At 61.5% G+C, this 16,898-nt stretch carries 17 protein-coding genes; 10 read left to right on the top strand and 7 right to left on the bottom strand.

What is annotated here, in order from left to right; all coding sequences use genetic code 11:
* Positions 1–5: 5 nt before the first annotated feature.
* The 5 genes from CHU95_RS06070 to CHU95_RS06050 all read left to right on the top strand — a co-directional run bounded on the left by CHU95_RS06070 (position 6) and on the right by CHU95_RS06050 (position 4,373).
* Positions 6–845, top strand: a complete 840-nt coding sequence (locus CHU95_RS06070; protein WP_094454766.1) for a ChbG/HpnK family deacetylase — start codon at positions 6–8, stop codon at positions 843–845.
* Positions 846–976: 131 nt separating this feature from the next.
* Positions 977–1,513: a hypothetical protein gene (locus tag CHU95_RS06065; RefSeq protein WP_133065449.1), complete on the top strand. Its 537-nt coding sequence runs from the start codon at positions 977–979 to the stop codon at positions 1,511–1,513.
* A gap of 5 nt (positions 1,514–1,518) precedes the next feature.
* A complete protein-coding gene (locus CHU95_RS06060; protein ID WP_094454762.1) occupies positions 1,519–2,037 on the top strand; it encodes a hypothetical protein in 519 nt (172 codons plus the stop codon).
* Positions 2,038–2,086: 49 nt separating this feature from the next.
* Entirely contained in the window at positions 2,087–3,553 is a 1,467-nt protein-coding gene (locus CHU95_RS06055) for a coniferyl aldehyde dehydrogenase (protein WP_094454760.1), read from the top strand.
* 46 nt (positions 3,554–3,599) lie between these two features.
* Entirely contained in the window at positions 3,600–4,373 is a 774-nt protein-coding gene (locus CHU95_RS06050; RefSeq protein ID WP_094454758.1) for an N-formylglutamate amidohydrolase, read from the top strand.
* Positions 4,374–4,459: 86 nt separating this feature from the next.
* On the opposite strand, the gene rplS is transcribed toward CHU95_RS06050, so the two are convergent.
* The 7 genes from rplS to ffh form a co-directional block, all read right to left on the bottom strand.
* A complete protein-coding gene (gene rplS / locus CHU95_RS06045) occupies positions 4,460–4,855 on the bottom strand; it encodes a 50S ribosomal protein L19 (protein ID WP_094454756.1) in 396 nt (131 codons plus the stop codon).
* A 5-nt stretch (positions 4,856–4,860) separates the two neighbouring features.
* Complete coding sequence (trmD, locus tag CHU95_RS06040) at positions 4,861–5,691, bottom strand: tRNA (guanosine(37)-N1)-methyltransferase TrmD (protein WP_094454754.1); 831 nt, start codon at positions 5,689–5,691, stop codon at positions 4,861–4,863.
* A 5-nt stretch (positions 5,692–5,696) separates the two neighbouring features.
* Positions 5,697–6,335 carry a ribosome maturation factor RimM gene (rimM, locus tag CHU95_RS06035; protein WP_094454752.1) on the bottom strand — a complete coding sequence of 213 codons (639 nt, stop codon included), beginning with the start codon at positions 6,333–6,335 and terminating at the stop codon, positions 5,697–5,699.
* 59 nt (positions 6,336–6,394) lie between these two features.
* Positions 6,395–6,742, bottom strand: coding sequence for a 30S ribosomal protein S16 (gene rpsP / locus CHU95_RS06030; protein ID WP_094454750.1), 348 nt, complete (start codon positions 6,740–6,742; stop codon positions 6,395–6,397).
* Between the two features lie 98 nt (positions 6,743–6,840).
* Positions 6,841–7,965 (bottom strand): GNAT family N-acetyltransferase, encoded by a 1,125-nt coding sequence (locus tag CHU95_RS06025; RefSeq protein ID WP_165772039.1) that lies wholly within the window; start codon positions 7,963–7,965, stop codon positions 6,841–6,843.
* Positions 7,962–8,309: a hypothetical protein gene (locus CHU95_RS22050; protein WP_133065448.1), complete on the bottom strand. Its 348-nt coding sequence runs from the start codon at positions 8,307–8,309 to the stop codon at positions 7,962–7,964. Before CHU95_RS22050 ends, CHU95_RS06025 begins: the two co-directional genes overlap by 4 nt.
* Positions 8,309–9,667, bottom strand: coding sequence for a signal recognition particle protein (ffh, locus tag CHU95_RS06020; RefSeq protein ID WP_094454746.1), 1,359 nt, complete (start codon positions 9,665–9,667; stop codon positions 8,309–8,311). The genes CHU95_RS22050 and ffh overlap by 1 nt, the downstream gene beginning before the upstream one ends.
* A gap of 376 nt (positions 9,668–10,043) precedes the next feature.
* Here ffh and CHU95_RS06015 point away from each other — a divergent pair, with 376 nt between their 5' ends.
* From CHU95_RS06015 to CHU95_RS05995, 5 genes are all read left to right on the top strand, one after another.
* Positions 10,044–11,423, top strand: coding sequence for a pentapeptide repeat-containing protein (locus CHU95_RS06015; protein WP_094454744.1), 1,380 nt, complete (start codon positions 10,044–10,046; stop codon positions 11,421–11,423).
* Between the two features lie 190 nt (positions 11,424–11,613).
* On the top strand, positions 11,614–12,540 hold the full coding sequence (locus tag CHU95_RS06010) for a DMT family transporter (protein WP_094454742.1): 927 nt from the start codon (positions 11,614–11,616) through the stop codon (positions 12,538–12,540).
* A 5-nt stretch (positions 12,541–12,545) separates the two neighbouring features.
* A complete protein-coding gene (locus CHU95_RS06005) occupies positions 12,546–13,448 on the top strand; it encodes a DMT family transporter (protein ID WP_094454740.1) in 903 nt (300 codons plus the stop codon).
* A 97-nt stretch (positions 13,449–13,545) separates the two neighbouring features.
* Positions 13,546–15,753 (top strand): glycogen debranching protein GlgX, encoded by a 2,208-nt coding sequence (gene glgX / locus CHU95_RS06000; RefSeq protein WP_094454738.1) that lies wholly within the window; start codon positions 13,546–13,548, stop codon positions 15,751–15,753.
* Positions 15,746–16,756, top strand: a complete 1,011-nt coding sequence (locus CHU95_RS05995; protein ID WP_165772038.1) for a response regulator — start codon at positions 15,746–15,748, stop codon at positions 16,754–16,756. Before glgX ends, CHU95_RS05995 begins: the two co-directional genes overlap by 8 nt.
* The last annotated feature ends 142 nt before the right edge of the window (positions 16,757–16,898 follow it).

The following is a 16,898-nucleotide window of genomic DNA, read 5'->3' as shown; positions in this document are numbered from 1 at the left end:
CAGCCATGCCGCATCGGCTTATCCGGGTCATCGCCGATGACTACGCCCTGTCACCAGGTGTGTCGCAAGCGATTCTTGAACTGGCCAATGCAGGGCGTCTGTCGGGTACCGGCGTGATGGTGCCCAGCCCCTTCTGGCAGGAGCAGGCGCGACGCCTGCATGACACACCCGGTCACTTCCAAACCGGGCTCCATCTGACCCTGACGGGGGCGTTTTCTCCGTTGGGGAACATGCCGACACTGTGTCCCCATGGTCGCTTCCCCTCACTGCGGCGATGGTTTTTTCTCTCTTATGCTGGCTTGTTGTCCGGCCAAGCATCGCAAGAAGAACTGTCAGCGGAGATCACCCGGCAACTGGATGCTTTTGAAACGACGTTGGGTCGTGCCCCCCATTTTATCGATGGGCACCAGCATATGCATCTGATCCCTGGTATCCGATCGCTCGTGCTTGGCATCCTCGCCCGCCGCTACCCTGCCGGCAGCGTGTGGGTGCGGGACTGCGCCGAGCCCGCCGGCCGCGTGATCACACGGGGCGTGGGGTCCGGCAAGGCGCTGTTCATTGCGTGGCTGGCGCGGGGCCTGGGGGTGCAGGCAGCCGCACGATCCATTCCCACGAATACCGGGTTCAGCGGTGTTTATGGTTTCCATGGTGAGTACGCCCGCATGATGGATCGTTTCCTCCATGGCCTGCCGTCGGGTGCCGTGATCATGGTTCATCCGGCGCGACCGGACCCGGAACTCGCAACCCTGGACCCCGTCGTAGACGCACGCGGGGCAGAAATGGCCTATCTTGCCGGCCCTGATTGGCCGGCCGCCCTGTCGCGGGCCGGGATTGTCATCTTCTAGTGTATCTTTACAGCTTTGGGATAGGTCATGGGCCGCGACAGGGTCACCCCTTGGTGGTACAATCAAAAACCATTCTCCGGTTGGGGTGCTTTGGAGAAGCGGCGCGGTCGGCGCAGTTTGGGATTGCCACCTTGGAAATTAATACGGTTCTGTTCGTTATCGGTATGTTGGCAGCCATCGGTGCGGTTTCCATCGCGCTGGTGCGGCAGGTCCTATTCTATTCACGCCGCGCCCATATCGCCCGGATCACGGAGCAGAACCGGGAACTCCATCGCAAGCAGGAAGAATTGACCAAGGCCTATCGCGATGGTCAGGAGGCCTTGCGCCAGGGAGAGGTGGAACGTAAGTCCGCGACCACACAACTGGCTGATGCGCAGCGCCGTCTGAAGGCGGCAAAGGAAGACAATTACATCATCATCCATGAAGTCAATGAGCCGTCGGGATCGCGCCGGCTGTTTACTGTGCCGATGACTTTAGGCAGCACCCTGACGCTCGGGCAGAATGTCGTGAAGGACCATAAGTTCCGTACTGTTCGCCATTTTCTCGAAATCTGGTCCGATAATGCGGATGAAGCCAACCGCATTGCCCGTACCAGTTTTCCTCCTGAAAGCGGGTTCGTCCTCTCCAAGGCTGCTCCGGCAGCCCAAACAGCCATGGCGGCGGAGTAAGGACGATGTTGATTCAGGTCGGCCTGATCCTTTTAACGCTTGTCTCGATCGCTTATGCAGCCGCCGTGATGCGCCGGATCGAAATGGACGTGGCGGAGTATCAGCGCAACCTACGCGCCGTAGAGGAAGATCAACACAAGCTGGAGGTTGCCTGTAACACCCTGCGGGCGCTATGTACGCAGGTGGAAGGTGATGTCGCTAAAACCCGGTCTGAGGTGACCGAACTGGTGGATAGCCGTGCCCAGATCGAGGCGGAGATCATGGCGCTGTCGGATGCACCCAAACAGCGGCTGTTCATGTTCGACCGCGCAACACTGGGCCATGGCAAATTATGGGAAGTCACCATTACCAATGCTGGTGGTAGTGCGCCGATTCCTGCCGACGCGGCTGTGGAATGGGCGAATGGCCGAACCTATATCATACCTGGAACGACTGATCGCGACGCCAAATTCCGAGCGGAACCCAGGTTCCTCCCGTCTATGGGCTATCGCATCATGAAGGTTGAACGGTTTCGGCGCGCCTGACCCCTTGTGCATGGGACGTTCAGGCCCCGCCGGGCGGGAGGGAGGGACCATGGCGGATGCCGTCATCGAATTCCCATCGGGCCAGATCCGGCAGCGGCTGACCCGGTCGGCAGAGAAGCGTCTTTCCAGCGCTTTCGGGCAGCTGCGTGACGGTTGGCGGCGTGACGGCGGACTTGACCCTAGCCGACGCGACGATGCGCTGGACCATTTGACCCGTGCCCTGGTCAAGTATCAGGCCGCATTGGTTGAGGCGGTGTCGCAAGATTTCGGACACCGCTCTCCCCATGAAACCAAACTGGCTGATATCCATGCCAGCCTGTCTGCCATCCGCCATGCACGGCGGCATTTCAGGCGATGGATGCGGCCAAGTCGTGTGGATGTCGCCTTGCCCTTCCTGCCGGGCCGCGCACAGGTGGAAATGGTGCCGTTGGGTGTCGTCGGGATTATCAGCCCTTGGAACTACCCGATCCAGTTGGCGTTGATTCCGCTGGCGACTGCGATTGCCGCCGGGAACCGGGTGCTGCTGAAACCATCCGAAATGACACCGCGCACGACCGCCCTGCTGGAACGGTTATTGGCCGAAGTGTTTGAACAAACTGAGGTCGCTGTCGTCGCCGGTGGGGTCGACATGGCCCAGGCCGTCAGCCATCTGCCCCTCGATCATCTGCTGTTCACCGGTTCAACGGCAGCGGGCCGGCAGGTCATGCGGGCGGCTTCTGACGGTCTGGTACCCGTCACCCTGGAACTGGGCGGGAAATCACCCGCGATTATCGGTCCCGGCTTCGATCTGGAAACCGCCGCCGAACGTGTTGCCATTGGCAAACTGTTCAACGCTGGGCAGACCTGTGTCGCTCCCGATTACGCCTTGGTTCCACAGGGATGGGAAGTAGCGTTCGCCGATCATGTCGAACGGGCTATGATCCGTCTCTATCCACGGCTGGGTGACAACCCTGATTATACGTCGATCATCAGCGACCAGCATTACGAACGGTTGCTGGCTCTGATTGATGATGCAAGACGTCAGGGGGCCCAGGCACGGTTCATCAACCCGGCATCCGAGGCGCTAGAACCTGCCAAGCGCAAGCTGGCCCCGACGCTGTTATGGAATGTGCCCGCAACGGCTGCTGTTATGGCGCAGGAGATTTTTGGCCCCATCCTGCCAATCCTGTCTTACCGTTCGCTGGAAGAGGCGGTGGTAACGGTCAACAGCCGTCCACGCCCGCTGGCGCTTTACCTGTTCAGCCGTCAGAAGACGGATGTGGATTTTGTGCTGAACCGCACACGCGCGGGTGGGATCACGGTGAATGATACATTGCTGCACGCGGCTCAGGACGCTTTGCCGTTCGGTGGAATCGGCGAAAGCGGCATGGGTGCCTATCATGGCGAGGCCGGTTTCCGGACGTTCAGCCAGGCACGCCCCCTGTTCTACGCCAGCCAGTTCAGTGCATCCCGCCTTGTACGTCCTCCTTATGGCGACCGTATCGACCGGTTGCTGCGCTGGCTGATTGGGCGGTGATCACGAGCGCTTTCGCCACGACCTGGATTGCGATAATCAGAAAGGCATGGATATCGCCGCCCCAACCCTGCTGACCACCGCCGATCCGGCGCCCGTCCGCATCCTGAACCCGGACAGTACAAGCCGGTTGCTGTTGGTCTGTGACCACGCTGGCAAAGCAGTGCCCACTGCCCTGCATGGGCTTGGTGTCCCACCGACGGAACTTGATCGGCATATCGGTTGGGATATTGGCGCTGGCGCCGTCACCGAAGGGTTGGTGCGGCGTTTGGATGCTTGTGCCGTCCTGTCGGTCTATTCACGGCTGGTGGTGGATTGCAACCGGTGGCCTGATAGCCCGACCCTGATGCCCGCCATCAGCGATGGGACACCGATCCCGGCTAACCAGGATCTGTCTGAAACCGGGCGCACCCTGCGTCTTGAAGCGCTTTATCAGCCCTATCACGACACCATCGCCGCCCAACGTACGCACATTCAGGCTCGGGGCCAGACACCGGTACTGGTATCCATCCACAGTTTCACGCCCCAGATGAACGGGTTTCAGCGACCCTGGCAGGTCGGTGTTCTCTGGAACCGCGACGGTCGTCTGGCCTTGCCGATGCTGGCCGCCCTAAGGGCTGAGGGGGACCTGACGGTGGGCGACAATGAGCCCTACAGTGCGCGCACCGGCACCGATTTCACCATTATCCATCATGGTGAAGAACAGGGGCTTCCCGTGCTGATGCTGGAAATCCGCCAGGACCTGATTGCGGACAGTGCGGGGGCCGAGGCCTGGGCGGATCGGCTGGCCCGCCTGATACCGCCGCTACTGGCGGCTCTGTGAACTGACCTACTACCGACCGTAACGCAAAACACCCCGCCGGATTGCTTCGGCGGGGTGTTTGCATCGCAGCCCTGAGGCCGGTCCGATTACTCGGCGATGGAGCGGCCGTTCTTCATGCCACGGCCCGACGTGCGCTCAGCGATACGCGCAGACTTACCGGTCAGGCCACGCAGGTAATACAGCTTCGCGCGACGGACCTGGCCCTTGCGGACCAGTTCAATGCTGTCCAGACGCGGGCTGAACAGCGGGAACACGCGCTCAACACCTTCGCCGTAGGAGATCTTGCGGACGGTGAAGCTGGAATTGATGCCGGCGTTCTTGCGGGCGATCACCACGCCTTCATAGGCCTGAATACGCTCACGCGTGCCTTCGGTCACCTTCACATTCACCTTGACGGTGTCGCCGGGGGAGAAGGCGGGGATCTTCTTGCCTTCGGTCAGCTTGGCAACCTGCTCGGCTTCCAGCTTCTGGAGAATGTTCATGCTACTCATCCTTCACTATCGCCACCGTGCCCGTCCGGGGTTGCGGTGGTTTTGGTTGGCTCTGCCGATGCCCGACGGGCTCGGCGTTTCTTCACCTTTGGGGCCGGACGGCTTGCCAGGTAATCGGACCACAGGTCGGGCCGTCGGGCCTCCGTGATCTTTTCCGCCTGTTCGAGCCGCCAAGCCCGGACCTTCTCATGGTGACCGGACAAAAGGATCTCCGGCACCGCACGGCCATTCCAGACGGGTGGCCGTGTATAATGGGGGTACTCCAGCAACCCCCGTTCAAAACTCTCTTCCCCTGCCGTCTCGACATTGCCCATGACACCCGGCAGCAGCCGGACCACGGCGTCGATCAGACAGAGAGCCGCCGGTTCACCACCGGACAGCACAAAATCACCTAAGGAGACTTCCTCCAGGTGATGTTCCTCGATCACCCGTTCGTCGATCCCCTCATACCGCCCGCACAGCAATGTCAAACAGCCTTCGCTGGCGATTTCTCGCACCAGCGCCTGGTCCAACACGCGTCCACGCGGTGAAAGGTAGACGATCCGGCCCGGTTTCAAACCGGCTGCTTCCTGCTTGGCCTTTGCATCGCGGATGGCTGCATCGAGCACATCCGGGCGCATGACCATGCCGGGGCCGCCGCCGAACGGGGTATCGTCCACGGAGCGGTGCTTATCGCGCGTGAACGATCGGATGTCCAGCTTTTCCAGCGTCCAGGTGCCCTTTTCCAGCGCTTTTCCCGCAAGGCTGAGCCCCAGCGGTCCTGGAAACATCTCCGGGAACAGGGTCAGCACGGTCACATGCCAGAAAGGGACAGGGGACTCCGTCATGCGGATCAACGGCTGTCGCCGGTCTCCTCACCCTCGGACGCCTCACCCGCAGGTGCTGCATCCGTGGGTTCATCGTCCAGCGACAGCTTGCCGCCCATTTCCGCCAACTCTTCGGGGTCCGGCCGGGCCGGGGTGAAGAGATTGACGGGCGGGTCGATGACCACGCGGCCTGCCTTGACATTCACGACGGGCACACAGGCACGGGAGAACGGCACGAATACCGTTTTGCCCGACACATGCACCAGTTCCAGAACGTCACCAGCGCCGAAATCATGGATGGCCTTGATGGTGCCAAAGGGTGCGTCGCCCTCGGGTCCCTCAGTGACGGTTTCCATGCCGATCAGGTCGGCGTGATAGAACTCGTCCTCGTCATCCAGACCTGGCAGCCGGTCGCGCGGCACGAACAGCATAACGCCCTTCAGCGCATCGGCGGCATCGCGGCCCTTCACGCCCGCGGCTTCGACCAGGAAATGGTCCTTGCCCATCCCGGTCATGCGCAGTGTGAAGCTGCGGGCACCGGCTTCGTCGGTCAGGGGGTTGTAAGTGAACACGGCCTCGGGATCGGCGGTGAAGCTCTTTACCCGCAGGCGACCGTGAACCCCGTGCGATCCGATGATCTGGGCCACGCAAATGCGATCGGTCATCAAGCTGCTCTCTCAATACAAACGCTCCTCCCCATGATGGGGAGGAGCGTAACAGTCACTTACTCAGCAGCGGCGGCCTTGGCGGCCAGCTTGGCGCGTTCCTGGGCCTTGGCCTTCGGAGCGGACTTCTTCGGGCTTTCGACGATGGCCGGGGCCTCAATCAGGTTGGCCTTGCCCAGGAACTTGGCGACGCGGTCGGTCGGCTGCGCGCCCTTGGACAGCCAGCCCTTGATGGCTTCTTCGTTCAAGGTGACGCGAGCCGGGTTATCGCTCGGCAGCATCGGGTTGTAGGTGCCAACCTTCTGGATGAAGGCGCCATCGCGCGGGGCGCGGCTGTCAGCAACGACGATGGAGTAGAAGGGACGCTTCTTCGAGCCACCACGGGCCAGACGGATCTTAACGGACATGTTGGTCTTCCTTGTTTACAAAAGGTGAAACGATCTGGGTTGAGAGATAATCGCTGCGGGATCAGATCAGCCCCGGCGGCGATATTCCTTTTGGCGGGTCATGTTGCATCCCCACCATTCGCTGCCGCCCATTCGGACGCCAGGATTCCGTAAAGACAATTATCCACCACCTCGCCATGCGCGCGGACATAGCCCTGACGGCGGATCCCTTCGCGCACGAAGCCGTTGGCCTCCAGCACGCGGGCGGATAGGGTGTTGCGCGGATCGATCTCCGCCTCTACCCGGTTCTTTTTTAGAACCGTGAAGGCATAGCGCAGCATGGCAGCGGTGGCGGCCCTGGCTAGACCCTGGCCGCGTGCGGCAGGCGTCAGGATATAGCCCAGGCTCACCTGCGCCGGTGTCTCCTTCAGCAGCAGAGCCCAGCCCACACATTCCACCCCATCGCGGGTGATCGCCCAATGCCATCCCGCCCGCGCGCCCGACGCCATGGACAGTATCTTGTCGTGGGTCTGCTCAAGGTTTTCATGGGCCTGATGCGGCATGTACCGCATGCTGTCCGCATCGCCAAAGGCGGCATGCAGGGCGTCGGCGTCGCTGGCCTTCAGCGGGCGTAACACGGCCGGACCATGGCGCAGGCTGGGCAGCGCGACCGGCTGGTTCTGCCGCCGCTTGTCCCAATCCGATGCCAGGATGCCAAAGACACCGGTATCCAGATAAGTGCCACCATAAACAAAGTCCTGGCGCTGCGTACCTTCCCAGGTGAAGCCCAGGCGCAGCAGCAGGCCTGCCGAGCGGTGGTTGCGCGGATCGATATTGGCAGCGACACGATGCAGGCCCCAGGCGCCAAATGCATGGTTCAGGGCACCGGCCACAGCTTCCTCGCCATAACCCTTGCCCCTTGCTGCCGGCGACAGGATGTAGCCGATCCAGCCAATGCCATCGCGCACGCCGAACAAGGTGACCCAGCCCAAGCAGTCGCGCCCATCGGTGGTGACGGCCCAGGTACGAACGGTATCATCCTCCACCAACGCCTTTTCCATCGACGCCTTCGTCTCCTCAATCGAGGTCACGGGCGGATGGGACCAGTAGCGCATGGTCTCTGCATCGCTGAGAATGGCATGCATGGCGTCGGTATCGGCCCAGGACAGCGGCCTCAGTACCAGACGCGGCGTCAGCAGCGTGGCATGTTCCGGAGCGGCGGGGTTGCGTACCTTATTGGTCATGCCCGGTTCTTCCGTCGGGTCAGAGACAGGAACCGGTCCCGTGGCTCCCCGGTCCAGCCATTGACCCCATGATTGGGCAGCCATACGGCATGGAAATAAAAGACAAAGGCGATGGAAACGGCCAGAAATCCCAACGCCCAGCCGCGCCCGACCAGCGCAGACAGCGCCACTGTCAAGGCGACAAAGCCGACCAACCCGGCCAGACGGCGCAGCGCCGGGCCGTCCCGATGAACGGCGGCAAATAGGGTACTGTTCACCCCATGCAGGAGGGCCGCCAGCGTGGCGTCGAACCACAGGCTGTCCAGCGATAGACGCTGCATCAGGGCTTCGGCAGTGAGTGACATCAGCGAAGGCCCTTGGGCATCAATGCGCCCAGACCCTGCCGCAGCAGACCCTTCTGGCCCATCTTCTTCATTTTTTTCATCATTTCCGACATGTCCTGATATTGTTTGATCAGGCGGTTCACGTCGGCCACGGTCACCCCGGCGCCCATCGCAATGCGGCGGCGGCGGGATGCGTTCAGGATGTCGGGCTTCTTACGCTCTTTCTTGGTCATCGACAGGATGATGGCTTCCTGGCGATCCAGGATCTTCTCGTCGATGTTGGCGTTTTTGAGCTGTTCCTTGATCTTGCCCATACCGGGCAGCAGGTTCATCATCCCGCCCATGCCGCCCAGTTTGCGGATCTGCCGCATCTGGGAAAGCATATCCTCCAGGTCGAAGCCGCCCTTCTCCAGCTTCTTGGCTAGCTTTTCGGCTTCTTCCTTGTCAATGCTCTCGGCAGCCTTCTCCACCAGGCTGACCACATCGCCCATGCCCAGGATGCGGCCGGCGATACGGTCGGGGTGGAACGGCTCCAGCGCGTCGGTCTTCTCCCCCATACCCATCAGCTTGATGGGCTTGCCCGTCACATGGCGCATGGACAGGGCGGCACCGCCGCGCGCATCGCCATCGATACGCGTCATAACGATGCCGGTAATGCCGACCTTTTCATTAAAATTGGTGGCGACGGTGACGGCGTCCTGGCCAGTCATGGCGTCCACGACCAGCAGGCTTTCCACCGGCTTTGTGGCGTCGCGGATGGCCACGACTTCGGCCATCAATTCCTCATCAATTGCCAGGCGGCCGGCGGTATCCAGGATGACAACGTCAAAGCCTTCCAGGCGGCCCACTTCCATGGCGCGCCGGGCAATCTCCACCGGCTGCTGACCGGCGATGATGGGCAGGCTGGCCACACCTGTTTGTTGGCCCAGAATGCGCAACTGTTCCTGCGCGGCCGGCCGGCGAGTGTCCAGCGAGGCCAGCAGCACCTTCTTCTTGTCGCGGTTCTTCAGGCGGACAGCGATCTTGGCAGACGTGGTTGTCTTACCCGAGCCCTGCAGGCCCAGCATCAGGATGGGAACCGGCGGCACGGCCTCCAGGTTCAGATCCTCGACCTGCGACCCCAGCAGTTCCACCAGATGGTCATGGACGATCTTGATGACCATCTGGCCAGGATTGATGCCGCGCAGAACCTCTGTCCCGACGGCCTTTTCCTTCACTCCGGTGACGAAGGCCTTGACGGCGGGCAGGGCAACGTCGGCTTCCAGCAGGGCAATACGCACTTCGCGCAGTGCCGCGTTGACGTCATCCTCCGACAACGCCCCGCGCTTGCGCAGGCGGTCGAAAATATCGCCAAGCCGTCCCGTCAGTCCGTCGAACATCCGTTGCCTTCCATCCCGACACCGGGCACCCCGTTTTCGCCCTTGCCGAGGGGTACGCCCAAACGCAAAAGCGCCAGTGCGCGACACTCGCGGACCGGCGGGGCACCTCGGTGCCGAATTCATACCCAATGCAGGGTGGCGAAGGTCATACAGTCGGGCGAAGGGAGAGTCAATGCGTGCGGTCGGGGGGCGGGGTCCCTGTGGCCGCATACGCAGGGCAGATTGAACGTCGGTCGTTCCCCCAGGTAGCGGTTGATACGATAATCCGTTTCCCTTCGGGCGAAACGGAATGTTCACTTTAGCCTTCCTAATGCTAGGCTCTTCGTTGAAATTTTCAGATCATGTCGATTAAGAAGCTGAGTTAAGGATTGACAGCATGAATGGCGAGATCGGGCGGGGGCCGGACCGGTCGCGGATCACCATCGCGGAGCTGCAGACTATTCATAACCGGCATCAGGCCTTTGTTCGCGGACAGGCCGGGGGGGCACGCGCCAATCTCAAGCTGCGTGACCTGTCGCATATGGACCTGACGGGTTTCGACCTGTCCGACGCCGACCTGTCGGGGGCAAAGCTGTTCGGCACGCGGCTGGAAGGCGCCAATCTGGCTGGGGCCAACCTTTTTGCGGCTGACCTTCGCCTGGCGCATATGGAAGGGGCGGATTTGCGCAAGGCCGACCTGCGTGGCGCCTGTCTGCGCGGGGCCGTCCTGACTGAGGCGATCCTGTCCGACAGTGACCTGCGCGATGGCTCCATCATGCATGTGCGCAAGAATGGCGACATCGCCGCGCACGAGTTCGAGACCGTGTCGGTGAGCACTGAAATGTCGGTCGCGACCATCCGCGCCGCCGACCTGTCACGGGCCAAGATATCAAACGCGTTTGTCATGCAAACTGACCTGACGGACGCCATCCTGCGCGGCACCAAATTCGTGCGGGCCAATCTGTCCAATTCCAACCTGACGGGCTGCGATCTGACCGGTGCTGATCTGCGGGAAGCCAACCTGTCCGGCGCACGTCTGTCAGGCGCCAACCTCACAGGGGCAGAACTGAACGCGACGCAGTTCCTCGGCGCTGACCTGATCGGCGTGATCATGGATGATTTCACCCACCGTTCCGCTGACCTGAATGGCGCGATCCTTTCGCGTGAACTGTGTGCCGATGGCCGTTCGCTGGACCAGATCCTGGCGGATCACCGGATCTGGGTGGATAGCCAGGGACGAGACGGTATCCGTGCCGACCTCTCTGGCGTGGACCTGTCGGGGCGTGACCTGTCGGGGCAGACGCTTTCAGCGGCCCTCATGCATCGGACCATGCTGCGGGGCGCCGACCTGTCGGGTGCCACCTTGGCCATGGCCGACCTGTCACTGGCTGATCTGCGTGGGGTTGATCTCACAGCGGCCGACTTGCGTGGCGCCAGCCTGGAGCGCGCCACCTGTTCGGGCGCTATCTTGGTGCGCGCCGATCTAGGGCCAGTGCAAATACAGAGCAATGCCACCCGTCTTTGGCCTGCCAACCTTTGCCGCGCGCGTTTTGACCGGGCCGATCTGGGCAGCGCCCACCTGCGTAAGGCCAAGGCAATTCAGGCGGTTTTCACCGGTGCCACCCTGACCCGCGCTGACCTGGGCGGGGCCGACCTGATTGGCGCCGATCTGACCGGGGCAATTTGTACTGACCTGGTGCTCGATGGCGCCAACACCACAGATGTCCGCAGTGCCGGGGCCAGAGATTTGCAACTGCCGGACCTTGATGATCTGTAATGGATCATGCCAGCCATTCCATACGGCTGATGTTGATGTCAGGCCCTGTTTGCCTCGCTAAAAATCTGGATGCTTCAATCTGAACGGGGGGTAGCAGGGGCGACATGCGTGGGACGGGGCTATCCCTGGGCCGGGCGGACCCTTACCATCCTGCCCTACCCTCCGCTTTTCGCGAACCTGATAGCCACCGATGTCCACCGTTGCTGCCCGCCCCCAAACCCGGCAGGGGGAAGAGAATTTCCCGCTGGGCATTGCGCTCGCCTTTGTGGCCTTTGCGCTGTACAGCGGGATGGACGTCACCATCAAACTGTTGACCCAGCATTATGCGGTGCCCCAGGTCATTGCGCTGAACAGCCTGTTTGCGCTGGGCCCGATCCTGGCCTATGCGGCGCTGTCTGGCGGGCTGTACAATAATTTGCGCACCCGCCGGCCGCTTTATCATGTGATCCGCGCCACCTGCGGCCTGTTTAGCAGCTTTTTTGCCTTCTGGGCCTATTCACGCATGCCGATCGCCGATGCCTATGCGCTGGCCTTTACCGCTCCTTTGTTCATTACGGCCCTCGCCGTCCCGATCCTGAAGGAACCGGTGGGCTGGCGTCGCTGGTCGGCCATCGCGGTGGGGTTCGTGGGCGTGCTGATCATGTTACGGCCAGGCAGTGGACTGATCAATCTGGGGTCACTGGCGGTGCTGGCCGGGGCGCTGTTCTACTCGATCGGCATGCTGGTGACACGGCTGGCGCGCAATACAGAAACCAGCGTCTCCTTCGCCTTTTACGCCACACTGGCCAGCGGAACAGTGTTCGGCGCCATGTTACCCTGGTTGGGCCGCACGCCAACGCTGCACCATCTGGGACTATCGGCCCTGGGCGGCACCTTGTGCGGGGTGGCCTTCGTCTGTTTGCTGACGGCGTTCCGCAAAGTGCCAGCGGCGGTCGCCGCACCGTTCCAATATACCCAGATCATCTGGGGCGTGATGTTCGGCTACTTTCTCTTTGGCGATGTCCCCGACCGGACGCTGTTCATCGGGTTGGCCATCGTGGTGTCCAGTGGTCTCTACATTCTTTATCGCGAGACGGTGCTGGGCCGGCAGGTCACATCGCGTGCGCCGGCGGAGTAAGGGCGATGGGCGGGCGCACCCAGGCGGGCATCGGCTTCTTTGTTCTGGCGACCCTTCTGTTTGGCATCATGGATGCGTTGATCAAGCAGGTGGGCCAGACCTATGGCACTTGGCAGATCATGTTCTTCCGTGCCGTGTTTTCTTTGCTTCCTATCGGTTTGCTTATTGCCCACACAGGCGGTCTTATGTCGCTGCGCACGAAGAGCGTGACAGCCCATGCCGCTCGTTCACTGATGGGCGTGGCGGCAGCCTATGGCTTCTTCTACGCCTTCTCCGTGATGCCATTGGCGGATGTCTACGCCATCGGATTCGCTGCTCCGTTGTTCATGACCGCGCTGTCGGTGCCGGTACTGAAGGAGAAGGTCGGATGGCGGCGGTGGTTGGCGGTGCTGGTTGGGTTTGGTGGTGTCATGGTCATGCTGCGGCCGGGGCAGGGCATGTTCAGTGTGGTCGCCCTCATTCCGCTGGGGGCCGCCTTTTTCTACGCGCTGTCCATGCTGTTCGTGCGGGCCTTGAGCCGGACAGAGAGCAATGGCGCTATCACCTTCTATTTCGTGACCACCATGGGTGTGGTCAGCGGGGTCTGCATGATCCCCGGCTGGCGTACACCTGATGCCATGGGCTTGATGCTGCTGGCGTTGATCGGCATCATTGGCGGCGTGGCGCAGATCGTGTTCACCCAGGCCTTTCGTCTGGCTGCTCCGTCGCTGCTGGCACCCTTCGAATATGTGGCGATGATCTGGGCTGCCGGATTCGGCTATATCTTCTTCGCGGAAGTGCCTGACACCGCTCTATGGGCCGGTTGTGCCATCGTCGCGGCATCCGGTCTCTACATCATCCATCGCGAAACCGTGCTGCATCGGCAGACAGCAATGGTGACGAAGGATGACGGGGAAACAATTCGTTAAGCGATTGCTTTTCGCGGGTGCGCAAGACCTTGGCGCGGGCCGTTAAGATTTGGCATGCTGTAGGCCGTTGATCTGGCACAGAAGGTAACTCATCCCCATGCGATCCACCGGCGCCGCGCGTACCGTCGTCTGGCCCGGCCGCCCCGATCCGCTGGGGGCGACCTGGGATGGCCTGGGCGTCAATTTTGCGCTGTTTTCCGCCCATGCGGAGAAGGTTGAGTTGTGCCTGTTCGACAGCGATGGCAGCCGAGAGATCGAACGCATCGCGCTGCCGGAATGTACCGACGATGTCTGGCACGCCTATCTGCCAGAGGCCCGGCCTGGCCTATTATACGGTTATCGTGTGCATGGGCCCTATGATCCATCGCGCGGGCACCGTTTCAACGCAAACAAGTTGCTGCTGGACCCTTATGCGAAGGCACTGGAAGGTCCCTTGCGGTGGTCGGACGCGCATTTCGGTTACCGGATGGGGGCAGCGCGTGAAGACCTCTCTATGGATCGGCGTGACAATGCCCGCGGCATGCCGAAATGCCGGGTAATCGATCCAGCCTTCACCTGGGGCTTGGAACGCCGTCCGCGCGTGCCCTGGACTGACACCATCATCTATGAGGCGCATGTGCGTGGTCAAACGCTGCGCCATCCCGACATTGCACCGGCCCTGCGCGGTACATTCACCGGCCTGGCCAGCCAGCCCATGATCAACCATCTGAAGGCGCTGGGCGTTACCGCGATCGAATTACTGCCTGTGCATGGCTTCACCGATGACCGGCATCTGGTGGAGCGGTCCCTGCATAATTACTGGGGATATGCCAGTATCTGTTTCTTTGCCCCTGAACCCCGCTACATGACTGGACGATCGACCCGAGAGTTCAAGAACATGGTCGCTCGCCTGCATGATGCCGGGATCGAAGTGATCCTGGATGTGGTTTACAACCACACCGGCGAGGGCAACCATCTGGGTCCGACCCTGTCCTTCCGCGGCATCGACAATGCCAGCTATTACCAACTGCAACCGCACGACAAACGCTTCTACCAAGATCATACCGGTACCGGAAATACCCTTAATTTGGCTCATCCGCGTGTGTTGCAGATGGTCATGGACAGCCTGCGACACTGGATCGTCGATATGCATGTCGATGGGTTTCGTTTCGATCTGGCAACAACGCTGGCGCGCGAGTCTCATGGGTATGATAGTGGGGCGGGTTTCCTGGATGCTGTGCGCCAGGACCCGGTCCTGGCCGGGGTGAAGTTAATAGCGGAACCATGGGATATCGGCCCCGGTGGTTATCGCGTGGGCCAGTTCCCATCAGGCTGGAGTGAGTGGAACGACAGGTATCGCGATACGGTCCGCCGCTTCTGGCGAGGGGACGAGGGCATGCTCCCGGAACTGGCGGCGCGCCTCACCGGTTCGGCGGACATCTTCGACAATGCCCGCCGTCGTCCCTGGTCGAGTGTCAATTTCGTCACCAGCCATGATGGTTTCACTCTCGCGGACCTGACCGCCTTCAATACCAAGCATAATGAGGCCAACCAGGAGGGGAACCGCGACGGCCACGACGCTAACTTCTCCAACAATCACGGGGTCGAGGGGCCGACCGACGACCCGGAGATCAAGGCCATACGCCGCCGCCAGGCGCGGAACATGCTGGCCACCGTACTGTTGTCACAGGGCACGCCAATGCTGACAGCGGGCGATGAAATGCTGCGTACCCAGCAGGGGAACAATAACGCCTACTGCCAGGACAACGAGGTCAGTTGGCTAGACTGGCCTGGTTTGGGCGAAGAAGGTAAGGCAATGACCCGGTTTGTGGCACGCCTGACCGGCCTGCGCCGCGCCCACCCTGTTTTGCGCCGGGGACGGTTTCTGCATGGGCGGGAAGTTTCAGCGGACGGTGTGAAAGACATTACCTGGATCAATCCACAAGGGGTTGAAAAGGCCGCCGAGCAGTGGCGTGATGGTCAGGCCCGGTGCCTGGGCTTGCTCTTGAACGGCCGCGCGGGACCGCACTTGGCGGCTGATGGCACGCCGGCGCTTGACGGGATATTGTTGCTGATCGTCAACGCCGGAGAGACTGCAACCGAGTTCATCCTGCCGGCACTGCCCAGCGGCGATAGCTGGCGCTGCCTGCTGGATACTGGAGACGAAGAGGGGCGGCCAACGGCAACGCCCGGCAAACATCTTGCGGTGACCGGCAAGCCGGTATCATTGCCGGGCCGTACATGCTGGCTGTATGAATTGATCGATACCAACAATGGCGCGGTCAATCCGACGTCATCCGGCCTGGGGGGGCCGGCCCATGCCTGATTATGATTTCCGTTCGCTTGCGGTGGTCATTGTTGACCACGAAAGCAACACCCGCCGGCTATTGCGCGGCATTCTGGCGCGTATGGGGGTCGACAAGATCCTGGACCTTCCGGACACCAGTGAGCTGTCTGCCGCGATGATCGCCGTGCAACCGGACCTCCTGTTTATTGACGCGGATGCATCCGATCCAGGTGGCCTGAAATTTGTTCAGGGACTGCGCCATGCCCAGGCACCGCACAACCCCTTTGTCGGGGTCATCGTGACGACTTGGCAACCGACACAGCCGCTGCTGCTGCGTTTCAACTCAACCGGCGCTGACGACATGATGGTCAAGCCGTTCAGCACAAAACAGGTGCAGGACCGGCTGACCAACCTGATTGAAGCCCGCAAGAGTTTCGTAGTAACCGCCGACTACATTGGCCCAGACCGACGGCGCCAACCCCGAGAGGGAATTCAGATTCCGCTGTTTGAGGTACCGAATACCTTGCGGATGAAGGCCTTGGGGCAGTTCGACCGCAACCGCGCCGCCGATGCGATTGCGGATTCGCTGGATGCCATCAATCAACAGAAAATCGTACGATCGGGGTTCCAGGTCGCCTTTCTGATTGATTTTGCCCTTCCCGGTCTGATGGCAGGGGCTGATCGCATGTCGGGGGATCATTTGCTTCGCGCCGGTTTGGCCTTAGAGGATATGATGCGGCGGCTAAAGCCGGAGAGTGACGTTCGAAAACAGGCAGAATCCTATGCTGCCATCATCCGTAAGGCGGTGGACCAGTTCAAAACGACGCCCGACCAGCCCTTGCATGGTCCGCAAGCCCTTCGGGTCGCTGCCATGGGCGTTGCCGCCCTGACTTCCCGCCGGGCCGACTTGACAGCCGTAGAAAACGAGGTCCGCGGCGCTGTCAACGCCTATCGTACACGACTGGCACAGATCGCCCAGGCCAAGGCTGAACAACAACAGGTCAGCGAACGGGATATGGCCGGCGAAAAACCTGCAGGTTGAAGTGGTTGAGGCCCTTGCCGGGCGGGGGCGGGAGGCAGGGATGCGCCTCGGTTTGGCGATTCCCCTTCCCAAGGGCAGCGAACGGGTTTATATAGCGCTCATCTTTATCCCATACGGACCGGCCAGCAGGCAACGCTGGCAG

It is taken from the genome of Niveispirillum lacus (assembly GCF_002251795.1).
GTDB classification, from domain to species: domain Bacteria; phylum Pseudomonadota; class Alphaproteobacteria; order Azospirillales; family Azospirillaceae; genus Niveispirillum; species Niveispirillum lacus.
This window is presented reverse-complemented; position numbering and strand designations above follow the sequence as displayed.

Bases quoted from the DNA above. Each gene is read 5' to 3' on its own strand.
- CHU95_RS06070 (WP_094454766.1), top strand. From the start codon at position 6: ATGCCGCATCGGCTTATCCGGGTCATCGCCGATGACTACGCCCTGTCA.
- CHU95_RS06060 (WP_094454762.1), top strand. From the start codon at position 1,519: ATGTTGATTCAGGTCGGCCTGATCCTTTTAACGCTTGTCTCGATCGCT.
- CHU95_RS06055 (WP_094454760.1), top strand. From the start codon at position 2,087: ATGGCGGATGCCGTCATCGAATTCCCATCGGGCCAGATCCGGCAGCGG.
- CHU95_RS06050 (WP_094454758.1), top strand. From the start codon at position 3,600: ATGGATATCGCCGCCCCAACCCTGCTGACCACCGCCGATCCGGCGCCC.
- rplS (WP_094454756.1), bottom strand. From the start codon at position 4,855: ATGAACATTCTCCAGAAGCTGGAAGCCGAGCAGGTTGCCAAGCTGACC.
- trmD (WP_094454754.1), bottom strand. From the start codon at position 5,691: ATGACGGAGTCCCCTGTCCCTTTCTGGCATGTGACCGTGCTGACCCTG.
- rimM (WP_094454752.1), bottom strand. From the start codon at position 6,335: ATGACCGATCGCATTTGCGTGGCCCAGATCATCGGATCGCACGGGGTT.
- rpsP (WP_094454750.1), bottom strand. From the start codon at position 6,742: ATGTCCGTTAAGATCCGTCTGGCCCGTGGTGGCTCGAAGAAGCGTCCC.
- CHU95_RS06025 (WP_165772039.1), bottom strand. From the start codon at position 7,965: ATGACCAATAAGGTACGCAACCCCGCCGCTCCGGAACATGCCACGCTG.
- CHU95_RS22050 (WP_133065448.1), bottom strand. From the start codon at position 8,309: ATGTCACTCACTGCCGAAGCCCTGATGCAGCGTCTATCGCTGGACAGC.
- ffh (WP_094454746.1), bottom strand. From the start codon at position 9,667: ATGTTCGACGGACTGACGGGACGGCTTGGCGATATTTTCGACCGCCTG.
- CHU95_RS06015 (WP_094454744.1), top strand. From the start codon at position 10,044: ATGAATGGCGAGATCGGGCGGGGGCCGGACCGGTCGCGGATCACCATC.
- CHU95_RS06010 (WP_094454742.1), top strand. From the start codon at position 11,614: ATGTCCACCGTTGCTGCCCGCCCCCAAACCCGGCAGGGGGAAGAGAAT.
- CHU95_RS06005 (WP_094454740.1), top strand. From the start codon at position 12,546: ATGGGCGGGCGCACCCAGGCGGGCATCGGCTTCTTTGTTCTGGCGACC.
- glgX (WP_094454738.1), top strand. From the start codon at position 13,546: ATGCGATCCACCGGCGCCGCGCGTACCGTCGTCTGGCCCGGCCGCCCC.
- CHU95_RS05995 (WP_165772038.1), top strand. From the start codon at position 15,746: ATGCCTGATTATGATTTCCGTTCGCTTGCGGTGGTCATTGTTGACCAC.